The 18,701-nt window shown below is 66.7% G+C and carries 21 protein-coding genes; 6 read left to right on the top strand and 15 right to left on the bottom strand.

Features of this window, described 5'->3' with window-relative positions; genetic code table 11:
* Nucleotides 1–4: 4 nt before the first annotated feature.
* The 4 genes from ACFSL2_RS01180 to ACFSL2_RS01165 form a co-directional block, all read right to left on the bottom strand.
* Nucleotides 5–1,843, bottom strand: coding sequence for a DNA primase family protein (locus ACFSL2_RS01180; protein WP_377183855.1), 1,839 nt, complete (start codon nucleotides 1,841–1,843; stop codon nucleotides 5–7).
* 1,469 nt (nucleotides 1,844–3,312) lie between these two features.
* Complete coding sequence (locus tag ACFSL2_RS01175) at nucleotides 3,313–3,726, bottom strand: hypothetical protein (RefSeq protein ID WP_377196091.1); 414 nt, start codon at nucleotides 3,724–3,726, stop codon at nucleotides 3,313–3,315.
* A gap of 166 nt (nucleotides 3,727–3,892) precedes the next feature.
* On the bottom strand, nucleotides 3,893–4,693 hold the full coding sequence (locus ACFSL2_RS01170; RefSeq protein WP_377196090.1) for a CPBP family intramembrane glutamic endopeptidase: 801 nt from the start codon (nucleotides 4,691–4,693) through the stop codon (nucleotides 3,893–3,895).
* A 19-nt stretch (nucleotides 4,694–4,712) separates the two neighbouring features.
* The gene (locus ACFSL2_RS01165) at nucleotides 4,713–6,566 is read right to left on the bottom strand and encodes a DHH family phosphoesterase (protein ID WP_377196089.1); all 1,854 of its coding nucleotides are present in this window, start codon (nucleotides 6,564–6,566) and stop codon (nucleotides 4,713–4,715) included.
* Nucleotides 6,567–6,772: 206 nt separating this feature from the next.
* Between ACFSL2_RS01165 and ACFSL2_RS01160 the strand changes: the two genes are divergently transcribed.
* Together ACFSL2_RS01160 and ACFSL2_RS01155 are read left to right on the top strand one after the other, a co-directional pair.
* Nucleotides 6,773–7,108: a histone-like nucleoid-structuring protein Lsr2 gene (locus ACFSL2_RS01160; protein ID WP_377196088.1), complete on the top strand. Its 336-nt coding sequence runs from the start codon at nucleotides 6,773–6,775 to the stop codon at nucleotides 7,106–7,108.
* Entirely contained in the window at nucleotides 7,105–7,488 is a 384-nt protein-coding gene (locus ACFSL2_RS01155) for an Lsr2 dimerization domain-containing protein (protein WP_377196087.1), read from the top strand. Before ACFSL2_RS01160 ends, ACFSL2_RS01155 begins: the two co-directional genes overlap by 4 nt.
* Before the next feature lie 85 nt (nucleotides 7,489–7,573).
* Here the strand turns inward: ACFSL2_RS01155 and ACFSL2_RS01150 are convergent, their stop codons facing one another.
* A complete protein-coding gene (locus tag ACFSL2_RS01150) occupies nucleotides 7,574–8,080 on the bottom strand; it encodes an SLOG family protein (RefSeq protein ID WP_377196086.1) in 507 nt (168 codons plus the stop codon).
* A gap of 1,446 nt (nucleotides 8,081–9,526) precedes the next feature.
* Here ACFSL2_RS01150 and ACFSL2_RS01145 point away from each other — a divergent pair.
* The 3 genes from ACFSL2_RS01145 to ACFSL2_RS01135 all read left to right on the top strand — a co-directional run bounded on the left by ACFSL2_RS01145 (nucleotide 9,527) and on the right by ACFSL2_RS01135 (nucleotide 11,701).
* Nucleotides 9,527–9,877 (top strand): hypothetical protein, encoded by a 351-nt coding sequence (locus ACFSL2_RS01145; protein ID WP_377196085.1) that lies wholly within the window; start codon nucleotides 9,527–9,529, stop codon nucleotides 9,875–9,877.
* A gap of 63 nt (nucleotides 9,878–9,940) precedes the next feature.
* On the top strand, nucleotides 9,941–11,242 hold the full coding sequence (locus tag ACFSL2_RS01140) for a hypothetical protein (protein WP_377196084.1): 1,302 nt from the start codon (nucleotides 9,941–9,943) through the stop codon (nucleotides 11,240–11,242).
* Between the two features lie 204 nt (nucleotides 11,243–11,446).
* Nucleotides 11,447–11,701: a WhiB family transcriptional regulator gene (locus ACFSL2_RS01135; RefSeq protein ID WP_377196083.1), complete on the top strand. Its 255-nt coding sequence runs from the start codon at nucleotides 11,447–11,449 to the stop codon at nucleotides 11,699–11,701.
* A 117-nt stretch (nucleotides 11,702–11,818) separates the two neighbouring features.
* Here ACFSL2_RS01135 and ACFSL2_RS01130 read toward each other — a convergent pair whose 3' ends face one another.
* The 4 genes from ACFSL2_RS01130 to ACFSL2_RS01115 all read right to left on the bottom strand — a co-directional run bounded on the left by ACFSL2_RS01130 (nucleotide 11,819) and on the right by ACFSL2_RS01115 (nucleotide 13,584).
* Complete coding sequence (locus ACFSL2_RS01130) at nucleotides 11,819–12,142, bottom strand: hypothetical protein (protein ID WP_377196082.1); 324 nt, start codon at nucleotides 12,140–12,142, stop codon at nucleotides 11,819–11,821.
* Nucleotides 12,143–12,211: 69 nt separating this feature from the next.
* Entirely contained in the window at nucleotides 12,212–12,751 is a 540-nt protein-coding gene (locus tag ACFSL2_RS01125; protein ID WP_377196081.1) for a hypothetical protein, read from the bottom strand.
* 89 nt (nucleotides 12,752–12,840) lie between these two features.
* On the bottom strand, nucleotides 12,841–13,227 hold the full coding sequence (locus tag ACFSL2_RS01120; protein WP_377196080.1) for a hypothetical protein: 387 nt from the start codon (nucleotides 13,225–13,227) through the stop codon (nucleotides 12,841–12,843).
* 24 nt (nucleotides 13,228–13,251) lie between these two features.
* Complete coding sequence (locus ACFSL2_RS01115; protein WP_377196079.1) at nucleotides 13,252–13,584, bottom strand: hypothetical protein; 333 nt, start codon at nucleotides 13,582–13,584, stop codon at nucleotides 13,252–13,254.
* Nucleotides 13,585–13,916: 332 nt separating this feature from the next.
* Between ACFSL2_RS01115 and ACFSL2_RS01110 the strand changes: the two genes are divergently transcribed.
* Nucleotides 13,917–14,525, top strand: coding sequence for a hypothetical protein (locus tag ACFSL2_RS01110; protein ID WP_377196078.1), 609 nt, complete (start codon nucleotides 13,917–13,919; stop codon nucleotides 14,523–14,525).
* Between the two features lie 262 nt (nucleotides 14,526–14,787).
* Here ACFSL2_RS01110 and ACFSL2_RS01105 read toward each other — a convergent pair whose 3' ends face one another.
* From ACFSL2_RS01105 to ACFSL2_RS01080, 6 genes are all read right to left on the bottom strand, one after another.
* Complete coding sequence (locus ACFSL2_RS01105) at nucleotides 14,788–15,285, bottom strand: single-stranded DNA-binding protein (RefSeq protein WP_377196077.1); 498 nt, start codon at nucleotides 15,283–15,285, stop codon at nucleotides 14,788–14,790.
* Between the two features lie 286 nt (nucleotides 15,286–15,571).
* Nucleotides 15,572–15,808 carry a hypothetical protein gene (locus ACFSL2_RS01100; protein WP_377196076.1) on the bottom strand — a complete coding sequence of 79 codons (237 nt, stop codon included), beginning with the start codon at nucleotides 15,806–15,808 and terminating at the stop codon, nucleotides 15,572–15,574.
* Complete coding sequence (locus ACFSL2_RS01095) at nucleotides 15,805–16,125, bottom strand: hypothetical protein (protein WP_377196075.1); 321 nt, start codon at nucleotides 16,123–16,125, stop codon at nucleotides 15,805–15,807. Before ACFSL2_RS01095 ends, ACFSL2_RS01100 begins: the two co-directional genes overlap by 4 nt.
* A 167-nt stretch (nucleotides 16,126–16,292) precedes the next feature.
* The gene (locus ACFSL2_RS01090) at nucleotides 16,293–16,478 is read right to left on the bottom strand and encodes a hypothetical protein (RefSeq protein WP_377196074.1); all 186 of its coding nucleotides are present in this window, start codon (nucleotides 16,476–16,478) and stop codon (nucleotides 16,293–16,295) included.
* Between the two features lie 137 nt (nucleotides 16,479–16,615).
* Nucleotides 16,616–16,999, bottom strand: a complete 384-nt coding sequence (locus ACFSL2_RS01085; RefSeq protein ID WP_377196073.1) for a hypothetical protein — start codon at nucleotides 16,997–16,999, stop codon at nucleotides 16,616–16,618.
* A gap of 289 nt (nucleotides 17,000–17,288) precedes the next feature.
* Nucleotides 17,289–18,668, bottom strand: a complete 1,380-nt coding sequence (locus ACFSL2_RS01080) for an IS4 family transposase (protein ID WP_377196072.1) — start codon at nucleotides 18,666–18,668, stop codon at nucleotides 17,289–17,291.
* Between the last annotated feature and the right edge of the window lie 33 nt (nucleotides 18,669–18,701).

Genomic DNA, 18,701 nt, shown 5'->3' with positions numbered 1-18,701 from the left:
CGTCTCAGAACTCCTCGTCGGTGGTGTCGTCGCTCTGGGTGGGGCCACCGGCGTGCCGCAGCAGGCCGCGATAGCTGGCCTGCGGGAGTGGCTGCGAGATCTTCATCGGGTCCTTGCCCGTGTAGATCGGGTTCGTCCACTTCTTCAGGTCGTACTCGGCGATGAGCGGCTCGGGGTTGCGCATCATCTGGCCCGGGCGGATCTTGCGGTTCTTGTCCGGGCAGTGCCACAGGGCGTCGGCCCGGACGATCGCCACGACATCGGTGATGAACTGCTTGTTGCTCACCGGGGAACCCGAGGGCGAGACGTCGGCGAACCAGGACTTGTACAGGTCGTAGAGGAACGTGAACGGCGCCAGGTCCCACACCAGCCGCTCCCGGAACTCCTCCCAGAAGGCCCGCACGGGGTCGTTGGCCTCCTTGTACTCGGCCAGGACGGCCCTCGTGGCCGGAGGCTCGGACAGCTGGTAGTAGTTGCCCGGATCGGCGGCGCCGGCCTGGTTGAGCACGTACCACAGGGCGTACTCGAGGACGTCGGCCCGTTGGAGGTAGTCGCCCTTGATGTACTTGCGCTCCATGCCGGTGAAGCTCTTCATGAAGGGCACGAAGAGCTGCCGGCGGTAGAACGACTCGGACTTGTCCTTCACGCGCGGGAACTCGTTGAGGCACTGGACCATGAAGCCGAAGAACTGGTAGGCGATCGGCATCCGGAACTTGCGGTTGATCTGGATGACGTCGTTGGTCACGATCGCCTTCAGGTTGGCCGCCTTGTCGATGAAGGTCCCGACGTCGTTCTCGTCGACGATGATCGCGTTGGCGCGTACGAGCGGCTCGAGGGCGAAGTCCTTGCCGAAGTCGGACAGCGGGATCGAGGTGTGCGACCTCGGCCCGCACAGGTTGCGCATGAGCGAGCACAGGCTGCCCTTGCCGTTGTTGCCCTGCTCGGAGTAGAACCAGGCCGTCTTGCCCCACGAGACGTGCGGTCGGATGATCGCGCCGACGATCTCCCAGAGCAGCTCGGGCACGCCCTCGTCGTCGGAGAGGTCGTTAACCCAGGACTCGATGTCCCACACCGTGCCGTCGTCGGGGTCGGTGATGACCGGGTTGTCGGGTGCGTCGACGTAGTCGATGTGGCACTTGGCCAGGAAGACGAGCGCCGGGTCGAAGGGGCGCAGCGACTTCGCTTTGAGGTGGAATGCTGTGCCGGCGATCGTGATGTCGCGGTCCTCGCGGCCGTAGTAGAAGACGCCGTTGTTCACCGCGATGAGGTCGCGGTCGCTGCACTGGTGGGTGCGCGGGCTGTCCTCGCGCAGGACGGCGAGGATCTCGGCGAACTCCTTGAGGGTCAGCTGCGTGTTGTACTTCCGCGCGGTCGTGCGGATGTCGTCCTCGCTCGTGGTGTAGGTGCCGCGAGCGGGGCCGGTGGCCTGGTACATCGCCAGCAGGTCGTACTCGCGGTCGGTGTCCTTGGCGCTCGGCGCGATGCGGATGACGTGGTGCAGGTGCAGCAAGATCTGCGCGACCTGCCAGTTCGTCAGGCACTTGGCGGGATGGAGCTTCTCGGTGGCCGTGGTCGCCTTGGCGTTCTCTGCCTTGCAGACGACGTTGACGATCGCGAGCAGCTCCTTCTCCAGGACACGCGGGGCCGGAGGTTCCGCTGGATCGAGCACCTCGAGGTAGGCCGCGGTGACGTACGTGACGATCTCGTTCGGCAGGGCCATGCCGCCGTGCTTCGAGAAGTACCCCGTGACGCGGGCGAGGGCGTCGGCCGCGGGGCTGGTGCCAGGGCTGCGCGTCGCGGTGGCCTCGTCAGGGACGGGTGTACGGGCATCAGGTGTCGTCATGCTGCCGTCTTTCTCGATCGTGTCGAGCGCCGCCGGCAAGGTGTGGGAAGCCGATCGGACTCGCAATCGAATGGAACGTGCACGCGACTCTATGCCATCCGACCCTCCTTTTGCAATCATTGCAATGACCTATCGAATGATCATTCGATAGGTGCTCCGGGAGCGGCCTGTCGAAGACTCGGTCGCGCCTCGAACGGGATCGGCGAAGGCGCGCGGGTCCGCGGTTCGGCTACACCGCGGAGCGTCGAGGCGCCGGACCCGTGTGAGCACCGGCGGTTCCGTGAGCCATGCACCGCGGGGCGACCGGCGGCTCACTCCCGACCACGCCGCCCGCGGGCGGCGTGAGTCGCCCGGCCGTCCGGTCGGGGTTCGGAGGGGTTCTTCGGCCCGGCCCTCGGCTGGCACTCGTGCGCCTGGCAGACGCCCCACAGGCACCGCATACCTCGTCGGGGTATCGGGGCGTGTACCACGTGTCGTGGTACACCTGTCCTGCCTGGTCAGGGCGACCATTTCACAGGAACACAGCGAGGCTGTACCACGAGGAGATACGCACGTGGTACACACGTTTCCCCTGGTCAGGCAGGCATTACATACCCCCTGTACCACTTGTACCAGGAAAATGAAGGCCAGAAACACGCGCGAGGGATCCAGAGCAGACTGGTGATCGGGTGGTGGATAGGGTCGGGTCGCCGACTCGATGCGCCCCTATACACGTGCTCGGAAGATCGTGGTACACGTGGTACATCGACGAGAAACGCCCGTTGAGCAGGCAAGACGGCGTACCACGTCGGCGGTTCCAGGTGGTACAGGCGGCGTCCAGAAGACCCTCGTGATGCAGATGTTTGACCAGGTCAATCCTGGTTTCCCGGCGTGTACCACGTCAGATGGTACACCTCGAGGCCCGAACGCCCGGTTCTCTTCCTGGGCGACCACAGGCCCTGGCGTCCGACGCCGTCGTGCACCGTCCAGTTGCCGCGGGTTCTGCGCAGCCGCCGAGCGCGATCGCCGGGCAGGTGTCACTCAGCCTCGGTCGTGTCGGCGCGCTTCCCCGTCGCCGTGACCTCTCGTGCTCCGCTGGTGGGCTCTGACGAGCCCCCCGGGTGCGTCCTTGCGAGGTATCGATGTCTAGCATCCGCCTGGCGGACTCGTACGACAGCCCGGTCTGACTGATCATCTGCGTCGTGGTGGACTTGGATGGAGCTTTCGATGCCGGCGCAAGTCGGGATCGTGGTGTCCAGCGCCGGCAGTGCCGAGACGGTCGCAAATGGTTTCACCGGTCGTGTGGGATCCCTGCTCATTGCGAATGATCATTAGTGGTTGGTAGCATTGGCGTCGGGTGATACGCGGCTGTCGTCGCCGTTGTTGCACTGGAACGTGAAAACACAGAGGCCGGAGAGCGTCCCCGTGGGAAGGGAACTCTCCGGCCTCTGTGCATCGTGTTGACGAGCGCGAGACGCGGACGGTGGCCGTCACACGTGGACGGCAGCACCTCGGTCTCGGTGGTATCCCGCATGGGGAGACTCGGGACTGTGGCTACGGGACCACGCGGGCCGTTCGACGGCGTAGAGGATCTCGTAGGCGATCGTGGTGTTGCGGTTGATCCGGTTCATGTCGGTGGTCTTGCTCATCACGATCTTGCGGAAGCCGTGGACGGTCTCGGCCCGCTCGAAGAAGCGGCGCAGCTTCTCGCTCACGCGCTCGTGCGCGTGGTCTTGCGTGACACCGCTGGCGGACACGACGAAGACGTGCGTGTGGCCGCGATCGAAGGTGGGGAACCCACCGGTGTCGAGATCGAGACCGATCTTCGCGCGGCCGATGTCGAGCTGGTCGGGACGGACGAGCCGGCCCCGCGCGTCGTAAGCGCAGGCGCTGACGATAGCCATGATGGATTCCTCCTCCCCTCTTGTCGAGTATGACTGAATGAATTCTCTCAGCCGTTCCCCCGGTGACCGGATCACCCCGGTCACCACGATGACCGGAGGGCACCATCGCTTCCTCCGCGACGCGACCAGGTCGCTCTCGGACGAGGGCACTCCGAGGACCTCAGCCCTACCTGTCGCCTCCCGGTCCGTCCGCGGCGGCGGCGGGGGCAACTGGGTCCAGGACGACCATCTGGCAGAGGACCAGTGCGACCCCGGCGAAGACGGTGCCCAGAAGCAGCGCCGCGACCGGGTTGGCCAGCCCCACGAGCGCTGGCGCGGGCACGAGGATCGCCGCGAGATTGAAGCCCACGTGCAGGAGCACGCAGGGCCAAAGCCTCCGTATGCGCTCGTAGACCAGCGCCAGCAGTATGGCCAGGGGTAGCACCGCGACGAGCTGGACGGCGTTGCCGTGTACGAGGCCGAACACCGCGGTCGTGACGAGCACGGAGCCGACGACACTCACGTGGCGGCGCAGCAGGGGGTAGAGCAGGCCCCGGAAGAGCATCTCCTCGGCGATCGGCGCGATGACCAGCGCGAGGAGGACTGTGACGGCCGCGCCCGCGTCCGCCCTGGCCCGCAGCGACTCGTCGAAGCCGGCCGAGCCGGCTGTGGTGTAGAGCCACAGCGCGAGCGACTGACCAGCGAGGAAGGCCAAGACGGCGGAGGCTGCAACGAACAGACCGAAGTGCGAGGTCTCGCAGGTCGGATGCGGCGCGGGCGTGTAGTCGAGCCAGCGGGGCCGGGCCACACGCATGAGGCCGGCCAGCACGATCACCACCGCGCCGAGCAGGGCGGTCGCACCGATCGGCTCGCCAACGACGGATACCGCCCCGAGGCCGAGACCGAGGTAGGCCGTGACGACGCCGAGCGGCACCAGGACGCACCAGGCGACGGCGAGCAGTCGGTGATCGGTTCGTGGCGCGGCCATGGCTGCCTCCTTGGCAGGGTCATGCGGAGGACACGACCTGTTGGGTGATGACGGCCTGGACGCGGGTGTCACCGCGAAAGGTGTTCAGCTGCAGCGTGGCCGTGAAGCGCAGCGTCCCGAGGTCGGTGCGGCTTGCCCGGCGGACAAGTCCCTGGATGTCGTCGAACTTCTCCTCGGCGGCGTTCCACCACAGGCAGGACAGACCTGACCGGGTGACCAGGCGCAGGTGCTGCGCCTCGGACCCGATCCGGTCGACGCGTAGCCCGAGGGGCTCGATCGCGATCTCGACGACCGGCGCGGTGAAGCCGTGCCCGAAGGGCTTGAGCGTCTCGGTCCGGCGCACGAGCTCGAACAGGGGCTCGAGGTCGTCGAGCCCGGCGTCGCAGTCGGCGTCCGGCCCCAGGACGAGATCGCCCTGAGGCGCATCGGGGTCGACGGCCAGGAGAGCGACCCGTGTGGCGTCGGCGAGGATCTCGACGAGAACGTTGAGCTTGTCCGCGCTCTCGATGCGCACGCCGCACGCCTGCTGGTGCCCGATGGCGTTAAGTCCGTCGTACGGTTCGAGGCCGGTGATGATGTCGAACCAGCCTGGCGCACGACCGGAACCGCTGACGAAGTCGTCGGGACTGCTGGGGCGGTTGACGACGACGACGGGGTGGCCGCTGCGCTCCATCATCTGGCTGGCCAGCAGGCCGTACATGCCCGCCCGTGCGTCCGAGAAGTACACCCACGGAGCCAGCGGCTGGTCACCGTCGGTGAGCTCCTTGAGATGCTCGACGGTCATCTGCCTGCGCAGTTCGTTGTTCGCGATGACCGTGTGAGCAGCCTTGAGCTTCTCCTCGGCCCCGACGGCCGTAAAGACCTCGAAGCAGTCGTCCAGCGGCGCCCCGATCCGGCGGGGGCTGTTCATCGCCGGTGCGAGATAGAAGCCATAGAAGCCCTCGTCGAGGTCGTCGGCGTCGCGGATCTTGCCGTGCTGCGCGAAGGCCTTCAGCATGAGCGCGAAGCCCTCGAACGCCGAGAGGAACGCCGGGTGATGCGCCTCGGTGCGCAGCAGCTGCATCAGGGTCGACCTCTCGATGTCGATTGCCTCGGGGTCCGGGTCGTAGCCGCCCCAGGGGTTCGGGATCGTCTTCGGCGCAGCCACGCGGAGAAGGCGGGCGATCGAGAGCGAGTCGCGTACCAGCTGACGGTTCTCGTAGAGGATCGGCATGACGTCGGAGACGGTGCCGAGGCCGGCGAACAGGCGCAGCAGGTGGATCGCCCAGAGCTTGTCTGGACGGTGCTTGCGGGCGTGGGCCTCGACGACCTGGTAGAGCACGTGCGCTCCGCAGATGCCCGTGTGAGCGTAGGTCTCGTCGATCCGGCAGGGATCGACGGTGATGTCCGCGGTGGACCCGGGCTCGAGCTCCTCGTGGTGGTCGGTCACCAGCGTCGTCCAGCCCAGAGCCCGTGCGGCGGCGATTCCGTGGTGGGAGTTCACTCCCCCGTCACAGGTCAGGAGGATCTGGGTGTCGGGCCAGCGCTGATGGATCTCGTCGATGTCCTCAATGGTGAGATCGTGACCACGGCGGTAGTCAGGCACGTGCAGCTCGACATCGAAGCCAAGCTCGGACAGCCCTGCGTAGCCGAGGACACCGGAGGCGATGCCGTCCATGTCGAAGTCCGGGGCGATCGTGACCTTCTTGCCTGTGGTCCGGGCGTCCTCGAGAGCCTCGACCATCTCGGCGAGATCCAGGAGCTCGTCGTGCTCGGTGGACTCGATGGCCTCGAGGTAGCCGTCCGACCAACCTCGGCGCCGGCACAGCAGAGCAAAGAGGTCGGTGTTCTCGACGCTGCCGTAGCGGTCGCCGACGGTCTGGAGCATGGACATGCTGGTGGCCTCTCTCGATCGGGTCGATAGTCGTGGGAGCGGCGTGAAACCATCCGAGCCCGTAGTGCGATTTTAGCAGTGCGATCCGTCTCTACTGCTAGAATCGCAGCACCAATGGCACTATACGAGGGCCTATGGCACAGATCTGTCACTTGATCACTCGATAGGCTTCTCATGGCTCTCGCGCATGAGCTAGTGTCGGCAACATGGCCATTAAGACAATCGTCGAGTCAGACATCAGTGGGCAATCCGATGCCGCCACGGTCACCTTTGGCCTGGGCAACACCTGGTTCGAGGTCGACCTCACAGAGGATGAGCAGAAGGAGCTCGAACAAGCCCTGGCTCCCTTTGTGAAGGCTGGCCGGAAGGCCGGGCAGTCGACCAAGAAGAAGCGGGCCACGCCCGAGACGACCGTCGAAGAGCGCGCGAAGATCCGCGCCTGGGCCCGAGAGCAAGGCCATGAGGTCACCGAGTTCGGTCGCATCCCGCGAAAGATCATCGACGCCTACCGGGAAGCCCACAAGAAGAGCGATCAGACGTGACTGTTCGGAACGTCGTTGTCGTCGAGTCGGACATCAGCGGGAAGCCGGACGCAGGTACGGTTGTGTTCGGACTGGCAGACACGTGGTACGAGATAGATCTCACGGACGAAGAGCAGAAGGATCTCGAGCGAGTCCTGAAGACGTATCGCGAGGCCGGCCGGAGAGCTTCGAAGAAGACGGGCGATCGGGTCCCGTCAGACACGACCCCCGAGGAACGCGAGCAGATCCGGATCTGGGCCCGAGCGCAGGGCTACGACTTCGCTGACCGTGGTCGAATCCCGAAGAGGATCTACTCCGCCTACCGCGAGGCTCACAAGGAGAGCGATCGGTCCCGCGCGAGGACGCGCAACCGGGCCACCAAAGAGCAGCTGATTCGCTGATCCTGCTGCGGAACTGCCGCAGCATGGCCCGGACCATTTTCCCGGCCCGGGGTTCGTCATGGGCGACCCAGTCGCGCGCACGGCCTCAGCGAGCCGAAACGCTGGATGGTACGGCGTCGAGGACCTGGAGCCCGGCAGCCAGCGCGCGCGATCGACAGTGCACGGTGCCGTGGGAGAAGTGACCTGGAGGCCCGGCAGGCAGAAGCTGCTCCTGGCTGCGCCGCGGACAGGCGGGCTTGCGGCACAGGTCGAGGAATGCTGTGCAGAGCACGCTCGCGCCTGTGTCGAGGAAGTCCCCTGCGACGTCGACCATGCGTTGGTTGCGTCGCAGGCCGGGCCGGTCGTGCGCGGACCAGTCGGCGGGGAACGTGAGGACCTCGAAGCCGGCGTCGCGCCACAGCCGTTCAGCCATGGCATCGGCACCTTTGTCGCAGTTGCCGGACAGGAGCAGCGGGCGCACGACGTTCTCTGCGCTCCAGGTGCGCCAGGCTCCGCGGAAGACCGAGCGCATCGTCGGCTCGTCGGTCCAGGTGCGGGCACCGGTGACGAGGACGACGTGGGAGAACCTGTCTGAGATCTTTCCGGGGATCATTCCACTCTCCTCTTCCAGTGGCGTCGTCGACTTCCGACTCGTCGCATAGATGTGCGACTGCGCACCCGTGCCAGCTCTGCTGGCTTGACGGCCCACTGCTCGTTCTCGTGCGATCTGCTCCCCTACGGGAGCGCAGCGAGCGGTCGCACGGACCGTCCTCAGTCAGCCCGGCGCGCAGCGCAGGGCCATCCGCCACGGCTACGCCCTCCTGCTGCGGCCGGCTTGTGGATGAATGCAGCGGAGCAGTGGTGGGGCCTCCTCTCTCAAGCGCAGCGCTGGGCATAGCCGAGGGAGCGCAGCGACCGAAGGTCTGGCGAGCGAAGCGAGCGGCGGAACCCGTCGGCTATGCCGACTAACACGTCCTCGCAGCGCAGCGGAGAGGCCGAGCGGAGCGAGGGTCCGCAGGACACGTGTTATCAGGTTCCCTTATGCCCTTTGCTTCCTCCCTCCACTGCAGCGCGTCCGGAGCCTTGGCGGAGGACCGATGCGCCGTTCATCAGGGGAATCGGTCCGTACCCTCTCGACCCGTACCCCTCCTCCATTTCCGCGCAGCGGGGTACGGGTCCAGCCGTTTCGCCTGGTCATCGCACCTTCTGGTAGTACGCCTCTTTCAACGACCGTGATACAGCCGTACCCCAAGCTGATTCCGTCTCGTGAGGCACGATCGAGGCGGGGGGTACGGGTCTGCACAGCCCTCGGAACGCGGGGCGCAGCCCTGGTCCATCGCCCCTGTCACAGCGTGCTGCCGCAGGCGAAGCAGTCCTCGCCGTGCCCCTCGTCGCCTGCGCGGTTTCGGCTGTAGGTGGGCGCTCTGGACGGTGACCGAGCCTCTGGATCAGTGGAGCAGACGCCCGGTAGAAGGTGGAGCAGACGGTTGGTAGCGACCCGCCCCCCGTTGCACAGCGCACTCGAGGCGTGCGCGTCACGCTTCTCGACGTCTGCGAGCTCCCATCCTGGGCCGTCGATGTGTCGCACCAAGTGGCTCCTCGGGACACGGACAAGACACGACCCGTGCCCGGGTAGGCGGCCGGGCTTCGCCAGGACCCAGCGGGAACACCTCTGGGCGTCATGAAGCCGCCGGAGCGGCTCCTGTCGGACGACGCCGTCGTCCCGGGTGGCTCGATGGTGTCCCGTGCGCGTCTCTCCCGTGTATCTCGCGTGGCGCGCTGGCGCATGCGGCCGGCGCCCTGCGTTCCATCGCCCGTGAGTGGCGCAGAGGTGTCTCCTGCGTGTCCTCACTGGTACCCGATTCGTACCCCAATGGTGGATGACTCGCGTATCCGATAGGTCTTGCAAAGGGCTCGATAGATCATCTATGCTCGGCCCGGAATGATCCATGCTTGAGCCTGAATATGAAGGTGAGGTGAGTCCGCATGACGGCAACAGCCACGTCGGTCGCACAGCCGGATGGGCGTCGACTGCGAGCTCGAGGGTCAGGTGAGCACGATGGCGACGCAGTCGGGTGAACCCCGCAAGATTCGCTGGACCGTGCCCGCCGTCGACACCTCGGTGATCGCCTGGCTCGATGCGCAGACCAAGCCCACGCAATCGCTGCGGTGGCTCGTGCGGGAAGCGATCCAGCACCACGGCTACACAGACGTCGTCTACCAGCCCGTTGAGCAGCTGCCACACCTTGGGCACCCAACGCGGGCAGAGCAGTCCGATGACGGGCCGAGCTCGAGTCCCGCACCGCGGGACGAGGAGTCAACCCCCGCGCCGGCCGACGATTCCGAGGAATCCACACAGCCCGCAAAGCAGGTATCCATCGACGAGATCATGTCGAGCACCCGGCGGTAACGGAGTGATCGTCGCTCTCCAGGCAGGGACACCATTCGTGAACGACACCAAGGGGTCGAAGAAATGAACAGCAGCGCGAACGACATCATCACTCTCACCGGCGGTATCGACGTCGGCAACGGCTACGTCAAGGGCGTCATCCAGAACACGAAGACCGCGGTGTTCGACGAGATCGACCTTCCCAGCGCGGTCGTCTCGACGTCTCGCACCTCCCCGAAGGTGCCTCTCTCGGACAGCGACGCGTTCGCGGTGATCACCGGTGACTTCTACAACCAGCTCGACTGCTCACTCACGACGCCGCTCGTGGCCGCCTCGGATCGCCGGATCTTCGGCCGGGCCGCGCTGTCCGTGCGCGGCTCGAAGTTCACCGAGTTCGAGGTGATCGGCAAGCACTCCAAGGCCGATCAGGAGCTGTCGAAGGTGCTCGTGCTCGGCGTCTTCGCCGCCAAGGCGCTGCGCGACCACGTCACCACCCACGGCTCGCTGCCGGATCACGAGCTGCGCGTCCAGGTGCGTGCCGGCCTGGCGCTGCCGATCTCGGAGTACGTCGCACGACGCCACGCCTACGCCGCGGAGTTCACCGGCGCTCGAGGCGGTACCGACCGCGCGGTGCACCTCGTGACGATCAAGAACTTCAACACACCCGTCAGCATCCGCCTCGAGTTCATCGACGTGCAGGTGATGGCAGAGGGCGCCTCCGCGCAGTTCGCCATCACCGAAAAGGGCGAGGTCCTCGCCCAGGCGCTCCTGCAGGACCTGCGCACTCGCGATGCCTCGCTCGTCGAGGGCGTCACGGCGGCGGATCTGGTGGCGGTCAAGAACACGATCGGCGTCGACGTCGGCGAGGGCACCGTGAACTTCCCGACCTTCACCAACGGTCGGTTCAACCCCGAGGCCGCCGCAACCCTCGACGAGGGCTACGGCACGGCGCTGGTGAACGCCATGGAGCGCATGAGCGAGTCAGATGCCTCGCTGCAGTTCTCCTCACGCAAGCAGCTGGCGGACTTCCTGCACGCGAGCCCGTCGGTGCTCCAGAAGTCGCGCCACGACCGCGCGGCGGGCTTCGCCGAGGTCGAGGCCGGCTACCTGGTCGACGAGATCGTCTCCGCCCTCGGTGACGTCCTCTCGCAGGCCGGCGCGACGACCGAGGTCGTCTACGTCTACGGCGGCGGCTCGGGCCCGATCAAGAACCTGCTGCACCCGGCACTGCTCAAAGCGGCCGGCGACATCCCCGTGCTCTACCTCGACTCGAGCTACTCGCGCCACCTGAACCGCGAGGGCCTCTACATCGCGGCCCGCCACGTCGAGCAGAGCACGCAGGCGGCCAACGCGGAGAAGACGAAGGAGGCGGCAGTGGCGTGGTGAGCACAGACAGAAGAGCAGGAGGCCGCAGGTGGCCGTGCATGGCGAGGGTCGGCTGAGGACACGCGGCCGTGCCGGTCGGACACGCTGCGCTCTGGTTGAGCGCGTGGTCTGTCGTGCGACATCGGTCGGACGCTCGACGACACCGACAAGTAGCACGAGAACCTCACGCTCCCCGGTACCTCGACGGGCCGGGAGGACTGGACTATGACGATCTTCGACGTGTTCAGCGACGGGTTCCCTGTCATGGGGGCGTCATGGCGTGACGCAAGCTGCCTCACCGAGGATCCTGAGATCTTCTTCGCCGGCGGCGGGGTCAGCCGCAAGGCGAAGAAGATCTGCCAGTCCTGCCCAGTGCGTGATCAGTGCCTCGAGCTGGGCTTGCTCAACGACGAACGCTTCGGCATCTGGGGCGGGCTCACACGGGCCGAGCGGAAGGCACTGAAGCGCAGCCCGGCATGAAGAGTCGGCACAGCTCGGGCCTGTGACGGGAAGGGGATCGAGTGCAGAGAAAAAGAAGACCCCACCGTCGGAGCATGCGCTCCGTACGGTGGGGTCTTCGGTATCTGCTCGTGTGCTTCAGGGGATGCGCTCGATGAGCGTGGCGCCGCTGCCGTCCTGGAGCCCGGTGGCCAGGTCGTACCAGAAGCCGCTGGGGAGCCTCACGAGGGTCTTCGCCGCGCAGGCCTGCCACGATCCTGGGGTCGCCGGGTGGTGGCGGCGGTCGACGACCACGGCGATGCCGATCGTCTCGACGACGCTCGGGTCGCGGACCCACCTCGTGCCGCCGTCCCGGAGGTCGGCGGGCACCTGCTTCATCCACGCGGGGTGGTCGAGGTTGCGCTTGACGACGACGCGGTCGCCAATCTGCAGGTCGGCGAGGTTGGCAGGTGCTGTGGGCATGGTGGTGTCCTTCGTCTCAGGTATGGGTAGCGCCTGTTCGATCACCGGGATGCTCGATACGTCCAGCGATCACCACCAGTGCCGGAAGATGTAGTTACCTCTCGGCAGTTCCCCTCGGCGGATGAGGTCAGCCAGGACTCCCTCCAGCGACGGTGTGAAGGCGAGGTCGGCGTAGAAGTAGGCCTCGAACACGGCGCCCTCCAGATCAGCGGTCTCCGGCGGGTTGGGCTGAGCCGTGACCTTCGCGGGGTCGTCGGATACGGAGATGCTCAACCAGTAGTCGAGCGCCGTCATGCCGGCCTTGGTGACGCTCTCCTGCCGCGCACGGTCGTACCCGAGGTAGATCTCGGTCCGGTCGAAGTCGTGAAGCGCCTGCTCGTAGTCGTCGTCCGACTCCAGCTCGTAGAGCTTCACGCTGTCGTTCGGCAACGACTCCTGATCGCGCTGGCAGCCCCGCAGCGAGCTGTAGGGCTTGCCGTGGACGCGCTCGACGATCGTCTCGATGGGGATGTAGCCGGTCTGGGGACCCGCGCAGTGACTGTGTGGCTCAAGGATGTAGTAGGTGCGGCGCGCGTACGCGGCGGATGGCTGAGGGGTCTGCTGAGACATCTGTGCTCCTCGATGAGGGTGCGGGTACGCAAAAGCGCGGCCGCCGCCCGCCTCGATGGACGGACGGGACCGGATCACCAGGACATGGATCAGCCGAGGCTGACTCTCTTGCCGCGCGCCAGCTCGGCGCCGGAGACGACGATCCGGTGGCCGCCGACCGGGTAGGCCGGGTGGTCGGAGGCGACGACGGCACACGTCCAGGAGCCGGAGTGGCGCCGGCGCGGCAGCGGCTCCTGGTCGACGCCGTCGGGCAGCGCGTCGCGCTGGTACTCGATGGGCACGACCACGACCCGGTACTGGCGGTCGGTGCGCGGCGCGACCCAGGGCAGCTCGATGAGCAGGTCCAGGGGCCAGCCCGGGATCGTGACCGGCAGTGTGGACAGGAAGTGGTTGATCGAGCCGTCGGGGGCCTGAGCGAGCCGGCCGTGCTCTTGCTCGGGGGTCTCGACGAAGCCGATGCGTTCGAGGAAGGCCATGGTGATCAGGGCTCCTTTCTTCGGTCAGACGGCCGCGCGGTGCACGAGCACCAGGCGCGAGCCGGGGGTCAGGAACAGGCCGTGCTCGGTGGTCATGACGAATGCGGTACCCGTGGACGAGACGTACGTGTTGACGACGGTGGCTACGCCCGGGACATCGGCCCGGATCAGGGGCAGGTCGCGCAGGGCGACCATGTCGCCGGCGCGCAGCAGGCGAGCGCTCTTGCCACCGAAGAGGCGATGACGCCCGGTCGAGCGGTAGACGACGTCGAGGAAGTCCGGGGTCGGGTTCTGGAACATCTCGCAGAAGGCCGGGGTGAGGGCGTCGGCCCGGTCTCTGCGGGTCGCTGCGGGCATGTCGGGGTCCTCAGCGGGTCTCGCTGTAGCCGCACTCCGGGCACGTGTGTGAGACGTCCTTGTGGGAGTGGACACCTCTGGCGTCGGACTCCATGGGGACGCCGTCGTTGGGGCAGGTGAAGCTGGGCATAGTGGCCTCCTGGAGAGAGAGAAGATGTTCTTCGACGCCAGATCCGGATCAGCTCCGCTGATCCCTGCTGCTCCAGCCAGCAAGGAGGCGTGCAGCGCAGGCGGGCATGGGCGGCGGAGGCTGCCACCTCGTAGCGGTTCCAGTTCGCGGTTCGCAGGCGCGTCAACTGGTCAGATACAGGGCTGTGCAGCACGCTGGGGCCGTGGAATTCCTCGGCAGGTTGTTCGGCTTCGACTGGTCCGCGCTGGAAGCCGAGACCAAGGTCGCGCTCGCCACTGCGCTTGTCGCCGTCATCGGGACTGTGGTGGCCAGCGGGATCGGGTGGTTCGTGAGCTTTGTCAACAACCGCAACACGCTCAAAGAGCAGCGTCGGCTGGCGATGGAAGAGAAGGTCTGGCCAAGACGCGCTGAGACGTACGTGGAGGTTCTCGAGTGGGCGCGCCAGGCATCGAAACACATCGAGGAAGGTGAAAAACTTCCTCTTGCACTTCAGAGCAAGATGGCCGCATACGCCTCACCCGGCGTCCGTGCAGCGTGGGCCAAGGTCGACAACGAGATGGGAGGCATCTCGGGTTTCCGCCTTCTCAAAGCAATCGACGAAGGTAGTGCCGCCGTACCCGAGACGCTCGCGCTGTTCGGCAACGCCAGCCTCGGCCAACGGGTGGTGGACTTCACTCGTCAAGAAGTGCAGCAAATGGGCGGTCATGAGAAGGCGCTTCGAAATTCCTACGTACGGCTCCATCTTCGTTTGGACGACCTAGAGCGCGAGATCAGGGAGGATCTCAACGGTCGGCAGGTCAAGAAGAAGTAGTTTCCGAATCTGGCTCAGACTGCTGCGTCAAGAAGCGCTCCAGGTGCGAACGGCCCTCCTGGCGCTTCAGAGGTTGGCGAGATAGCGAAGAAAAAGAAGATCCCCGTTCGAGGAGCACGAGGCTTCTCGAACGGGGGTCTTCGGGTACGACTCTCTATTCAGTTGTGGCCCGCGCAGCCTGGACCGGTGCCTGGGAGGTGCTTCCATCCCTGCGACCCTCGTCGCTCGTGGCGGGCTGCCCCGCAGGGCACCGGCCGCACGGCTAGCTGGCTGCGCTGGTTCCGAAGGGCAGCTGTTCGTCCTGCACGGCGCTGGAGGTCGCAGGCTGTGCGGCCGCCGCAGCGACGTGCGCCTGGTCCTGCCTGGCGGCCTGGTTCTGGGCCTCCGCGTTGACGACGCGCTCGGCCAGGCGAGCCTGGGTCACCGAGCGCGGCTCGAGGAAGGTGATGTCCTCGGCGGTCACCTTGAGGTCGAAGACCTGCTCGCCGTTCTTCGAGTAGCGGTCCATGCGCAGCGTGTAGCCGATGGCGACCTGGTCGCCCTTGTGGATGTTCGAGTACGGGCCAAGACCCTGGGTCTGCGAGCGGACGAAGGCCTCGACTGGGATGGCGTCGGACGGGCGCTCGTTCTGCGCGTTGGTGTAGTTGCGGTCGGCGAAGATCGTGAGGAGGACCTTCTTGGAGCCGTCCTTGTTCTCGAAGACCTTCGGGTCGTTCGCGAGGCGGCCGATGACGGTGCCGTTGTTACGGGGGTTCGACATGATGATGCTCCTCGGGTACACGAGAGCGCGCGGTCGATGTCGTCGATCCGCGCGCGGGGTGGGTTGGGTTGAGCGGTTCGGTTGTCTGTCGAGCCACCATCCGGATCAGCTCCGCTGATCGAACGATGGTCTTCATGACCAGCTCCGGATCAGGCGTGCTGATCGAGTGCTCTTGCACGTACCCTCCGGATCGACTTCGTCGATCCCAGAAGCCCTTGCACCACGTGTTCCGGATCAGCTCTGCTGGTCGGACGCTGTGATTCCTGGGCTCAGGTCCGTCCCGGTGTCAGAGGTTCAGCCGTTCGCGGATGAGGCGGTCGAGCTGCTGGTCGTTGCACGACGCGCCCTGGTCCGTGCTGGTCGTGCGGGACATCTGCAGGTAGGCGATGAGGCTCTGCGTCTGCTGCTCTTCGAGTTGCTTCTGCTGGAGCACAACGAGGTCGAGGGCGCGTTCGGCGATCAGGTGGATGGACCGCTTGATCTCCTCGAGGTTCTCCCCCAGAACCGTGTTCCGATCGGTCACCCCAGCGTCACCTCGACCTCGTAGGCGGTCGAGCGAAACGGCCCGACGACCACCTTGCGCACGCGCTTGACGAGACCAGCGGCCTCGAGCCGGGCGGTCAGGCCCTCGCCCTCGGACCAGTCCTTGATGAAGACGTTGCCGGGCCTGGCGATAAAGCCGTAGTCCAAGAGGTTCACCGAGAGCCGCTCAGGGCCCTCGTCGGTCATGAGCGTCAGCCCCTGGTACCCCATGTCGTGGTGGAGCGAGCCGGTCAGCTCGGTCAGCTCGGTGGTGCCGAAGTCGATGGTGACGTCGTCCTTGGTGGTGGGCGTGATCATGATGGTGGCTCCTTCGTGAGCGCGCGTACTGGGGTGGTTGGTGCCCCCGGGCCGCCGCGGCTTCGCCAGGTCGCCGGCGCGCACGGTGATGCGTTGCGGCGGGCGCGGGACCTGATCTGCTCGCGCGACGGCTCGGGGGTGCTCGGTGGAGGCCGGGTGAACCGGTCTCAGAGCCCGTCTTTCTCGTGGTTGTAGGGCTCGTCGGGGTCGTGCGAGTCGGCGTGCACGCCGGAGTCCTGGCCGTGTGTGTTCCGGTACTCGACCTTGCGGGTGAGCCGGACGAGGCTCAGACACAGGCACAAGAGCAGGAACAGGGCCAGGGCGAGGAACGCCCAGCTCTGCAGCGGTGTCATGGGGGATCCCTTCGACGAACGGATGTCGAGAAGACCCCCGACGCAGCCCTGCTGCGTCAGAAGCCCTTGCCCACGGCACCCAGGCGTGTCCACCCCGAGGAAGCCAGCCGATGTTGCGATGACTCGTCGCTCGCGCGTCAGCAGAGCTGCGCGAGCGTGTGACCACAGCAGAGGTGCCAGACCTCGTACTGCGGGCCCTGGCCCCAGCGGTCGTCCCAGGTGGGGTCGTGCTCGATGGAGTAGTCGACGACGTCGCGGGGCATGCCCGGCTCGCACGTCTCGTCGTAGGAGCACAGGTCGCACCACTCCTGCTCGGCGCTTCGTGGCAGAGCAGAGCCTGCGTCGAGCCAGGGCGTGCCGCTCCCCCAGGTGGCACCTGCGGCGGGTGCCGTCGACGAGCCGGCAGTTGCCTCGTCGGCCAACCGACTCGGCTCGTACCTGGTGAGAAGGTTGCCGGCACGGATCGGCGTGCGGACGATCCCCTCGGCGTCAGTGATGCTGGTGGTCGTGGTGTCGATCATGGGGTGCTCCTGGGCGTCGGGTCCGGGGCCGGTGGTGCGGCCCCGGGTTGGTGGATCAGAGATCGGGCGGGACCGGCAGATGGGCGCCGCACCCGTCGTTCGCAAACCTTTGGCAGCGACTACGCGGACTGCGCGCAGCTGCTCGCTGACGCACTCCGCCGATGTCAGGACCGACTTCACAGAAGAACCCCGGTGATGCCTCGCACATCACCGGGGTTCTTCTTTTTCAGCGGCCGAGTGATCGACCCGCCTGGGCGCAACCAGAGGATCTAGATGCAATGCCGCGAAGTTAAGGTTCGGGCGGGGTCGTCAAGCCTGGTGGGGCGGTCGTGATGGTCACGGTGATCGGGTAGGTCCTGTGGTCGATCGCGGGGCCTCGGGCGTTGTACTTGCTGATGGCGCGTTTGCGGATCCGTTGACGGGTGCGGGGTCTGCGGTCTGGGAGCAGGTTGGCCAGGACCGCGGCTCCGATGACGCCGATCAGGTCGGTCGCGCTCTCGTGGAGGGCCTGCTGGATGGTGGTGATCTGGTCACGGGCGGTGTTGAGCGCGATGCTGAACGAGGCCCGGTCCGGGTCCAGGCCCGGGGTGGTGTTGGTCGCGTCGGTCATCGCGGTCCGCAGTACCTGGTAGCAGGTCAGCAGGGCGTAGATCTCCTGGGTTACGCCGTCCGGGGTGCGGGCGCGTAGCACCCTGCCGCCCAGCATCGTGGACTTCAGCTCGCTGTAGGCGGTCTCGATCTCCCACCGCTGGTGATAGAGCCTGATCAGCGCGGACGCGGGGGCTTTGCTCGGGCGCAGGAGCGTGGTGATCAGTCGGTAAGCCTCGGTGCGGGTGGTGCCGTCGGGTGTGGTGACGGCGATGCCCGCGTCCAGGACGCGCACCAGGGTGGTGCCGTGCCAGGCCAGCCACGAACCGTCGCTCAGGGTGAGCACGCGGGTCAGGACGGGCGCGGTCGTGCCGGTCTTGAGCCGGAACAGCAGGTGCGCGCCGGTATCGGCCATCCGCGCGAACAGGTCACGGACCGGGAAGCCCCGGTCAGCCAGTACCAGCATCCCCGGGCGCAGGGACCGCAACAGGCCGTCCGTCATGACCGTCTCTCCGATCGTGGTCGGCCCGAACACCACGTCGATCAGGGCGCGGGTGCCGCACGCGACCAGCGCGACGATCCGCACCGCGGGATACCCGCCCCCACCACCCAGGTTCGTGGGCTGGCGGCGAAACACCGCCTCGTTCGCCCGGCCGGCAGGGATCGAGACCTGCGTCCCGTCGATCGCGGCGACCAGCAGTCCCCGCCACGACACGTTCGCTGTCGTCGCCGCGGGGCCACGCAGCAGATCGAACAACGCGGCCAACGGCGCCACGCCCACCCGGCGCAACGCCTGGCTGATCGCGGGACCTGACGGCGCGGCCCGCGGCAGGTCGAGCCCGGCGACCAGCCGCGCCCAGACCTGCTTCCAGCCCATCGGCTCGAACAACGCACCGGCCAGCAGCAGATAGACCACGACCCGTGCAGGCAGCAGCCGCGCCCGCTGCTCGACCCGACCGGTCTCGGCCAGCACCGCATCGACGACCTCGGGCGGGACCTGAGCGGTGAGCTCTCCCAGATGCCCCGGAGCGAATACCCCAGGGGCTGACAGGGCACGGACGTTGATGACAGGATCGGACACGGCGAAGCTCCTGTGGTGAAAGCTGTCTTGGCG

Origin of the sequence: Promicromonospora aerolata (assembly GCF_042682255.1) — a bacterium.
Lineage (GTDB): Bacteria > Actinomycetota > Actinomycetes > Actinomycetales > Cellulomonadaceae > Promicromonospora > Promicromonospora aerolata.
The sequence above is the reverse complement of the archived record's forward strand: the minus strand, read 5'-3'. Positions and strand labels throughout refer to the sequence as shown.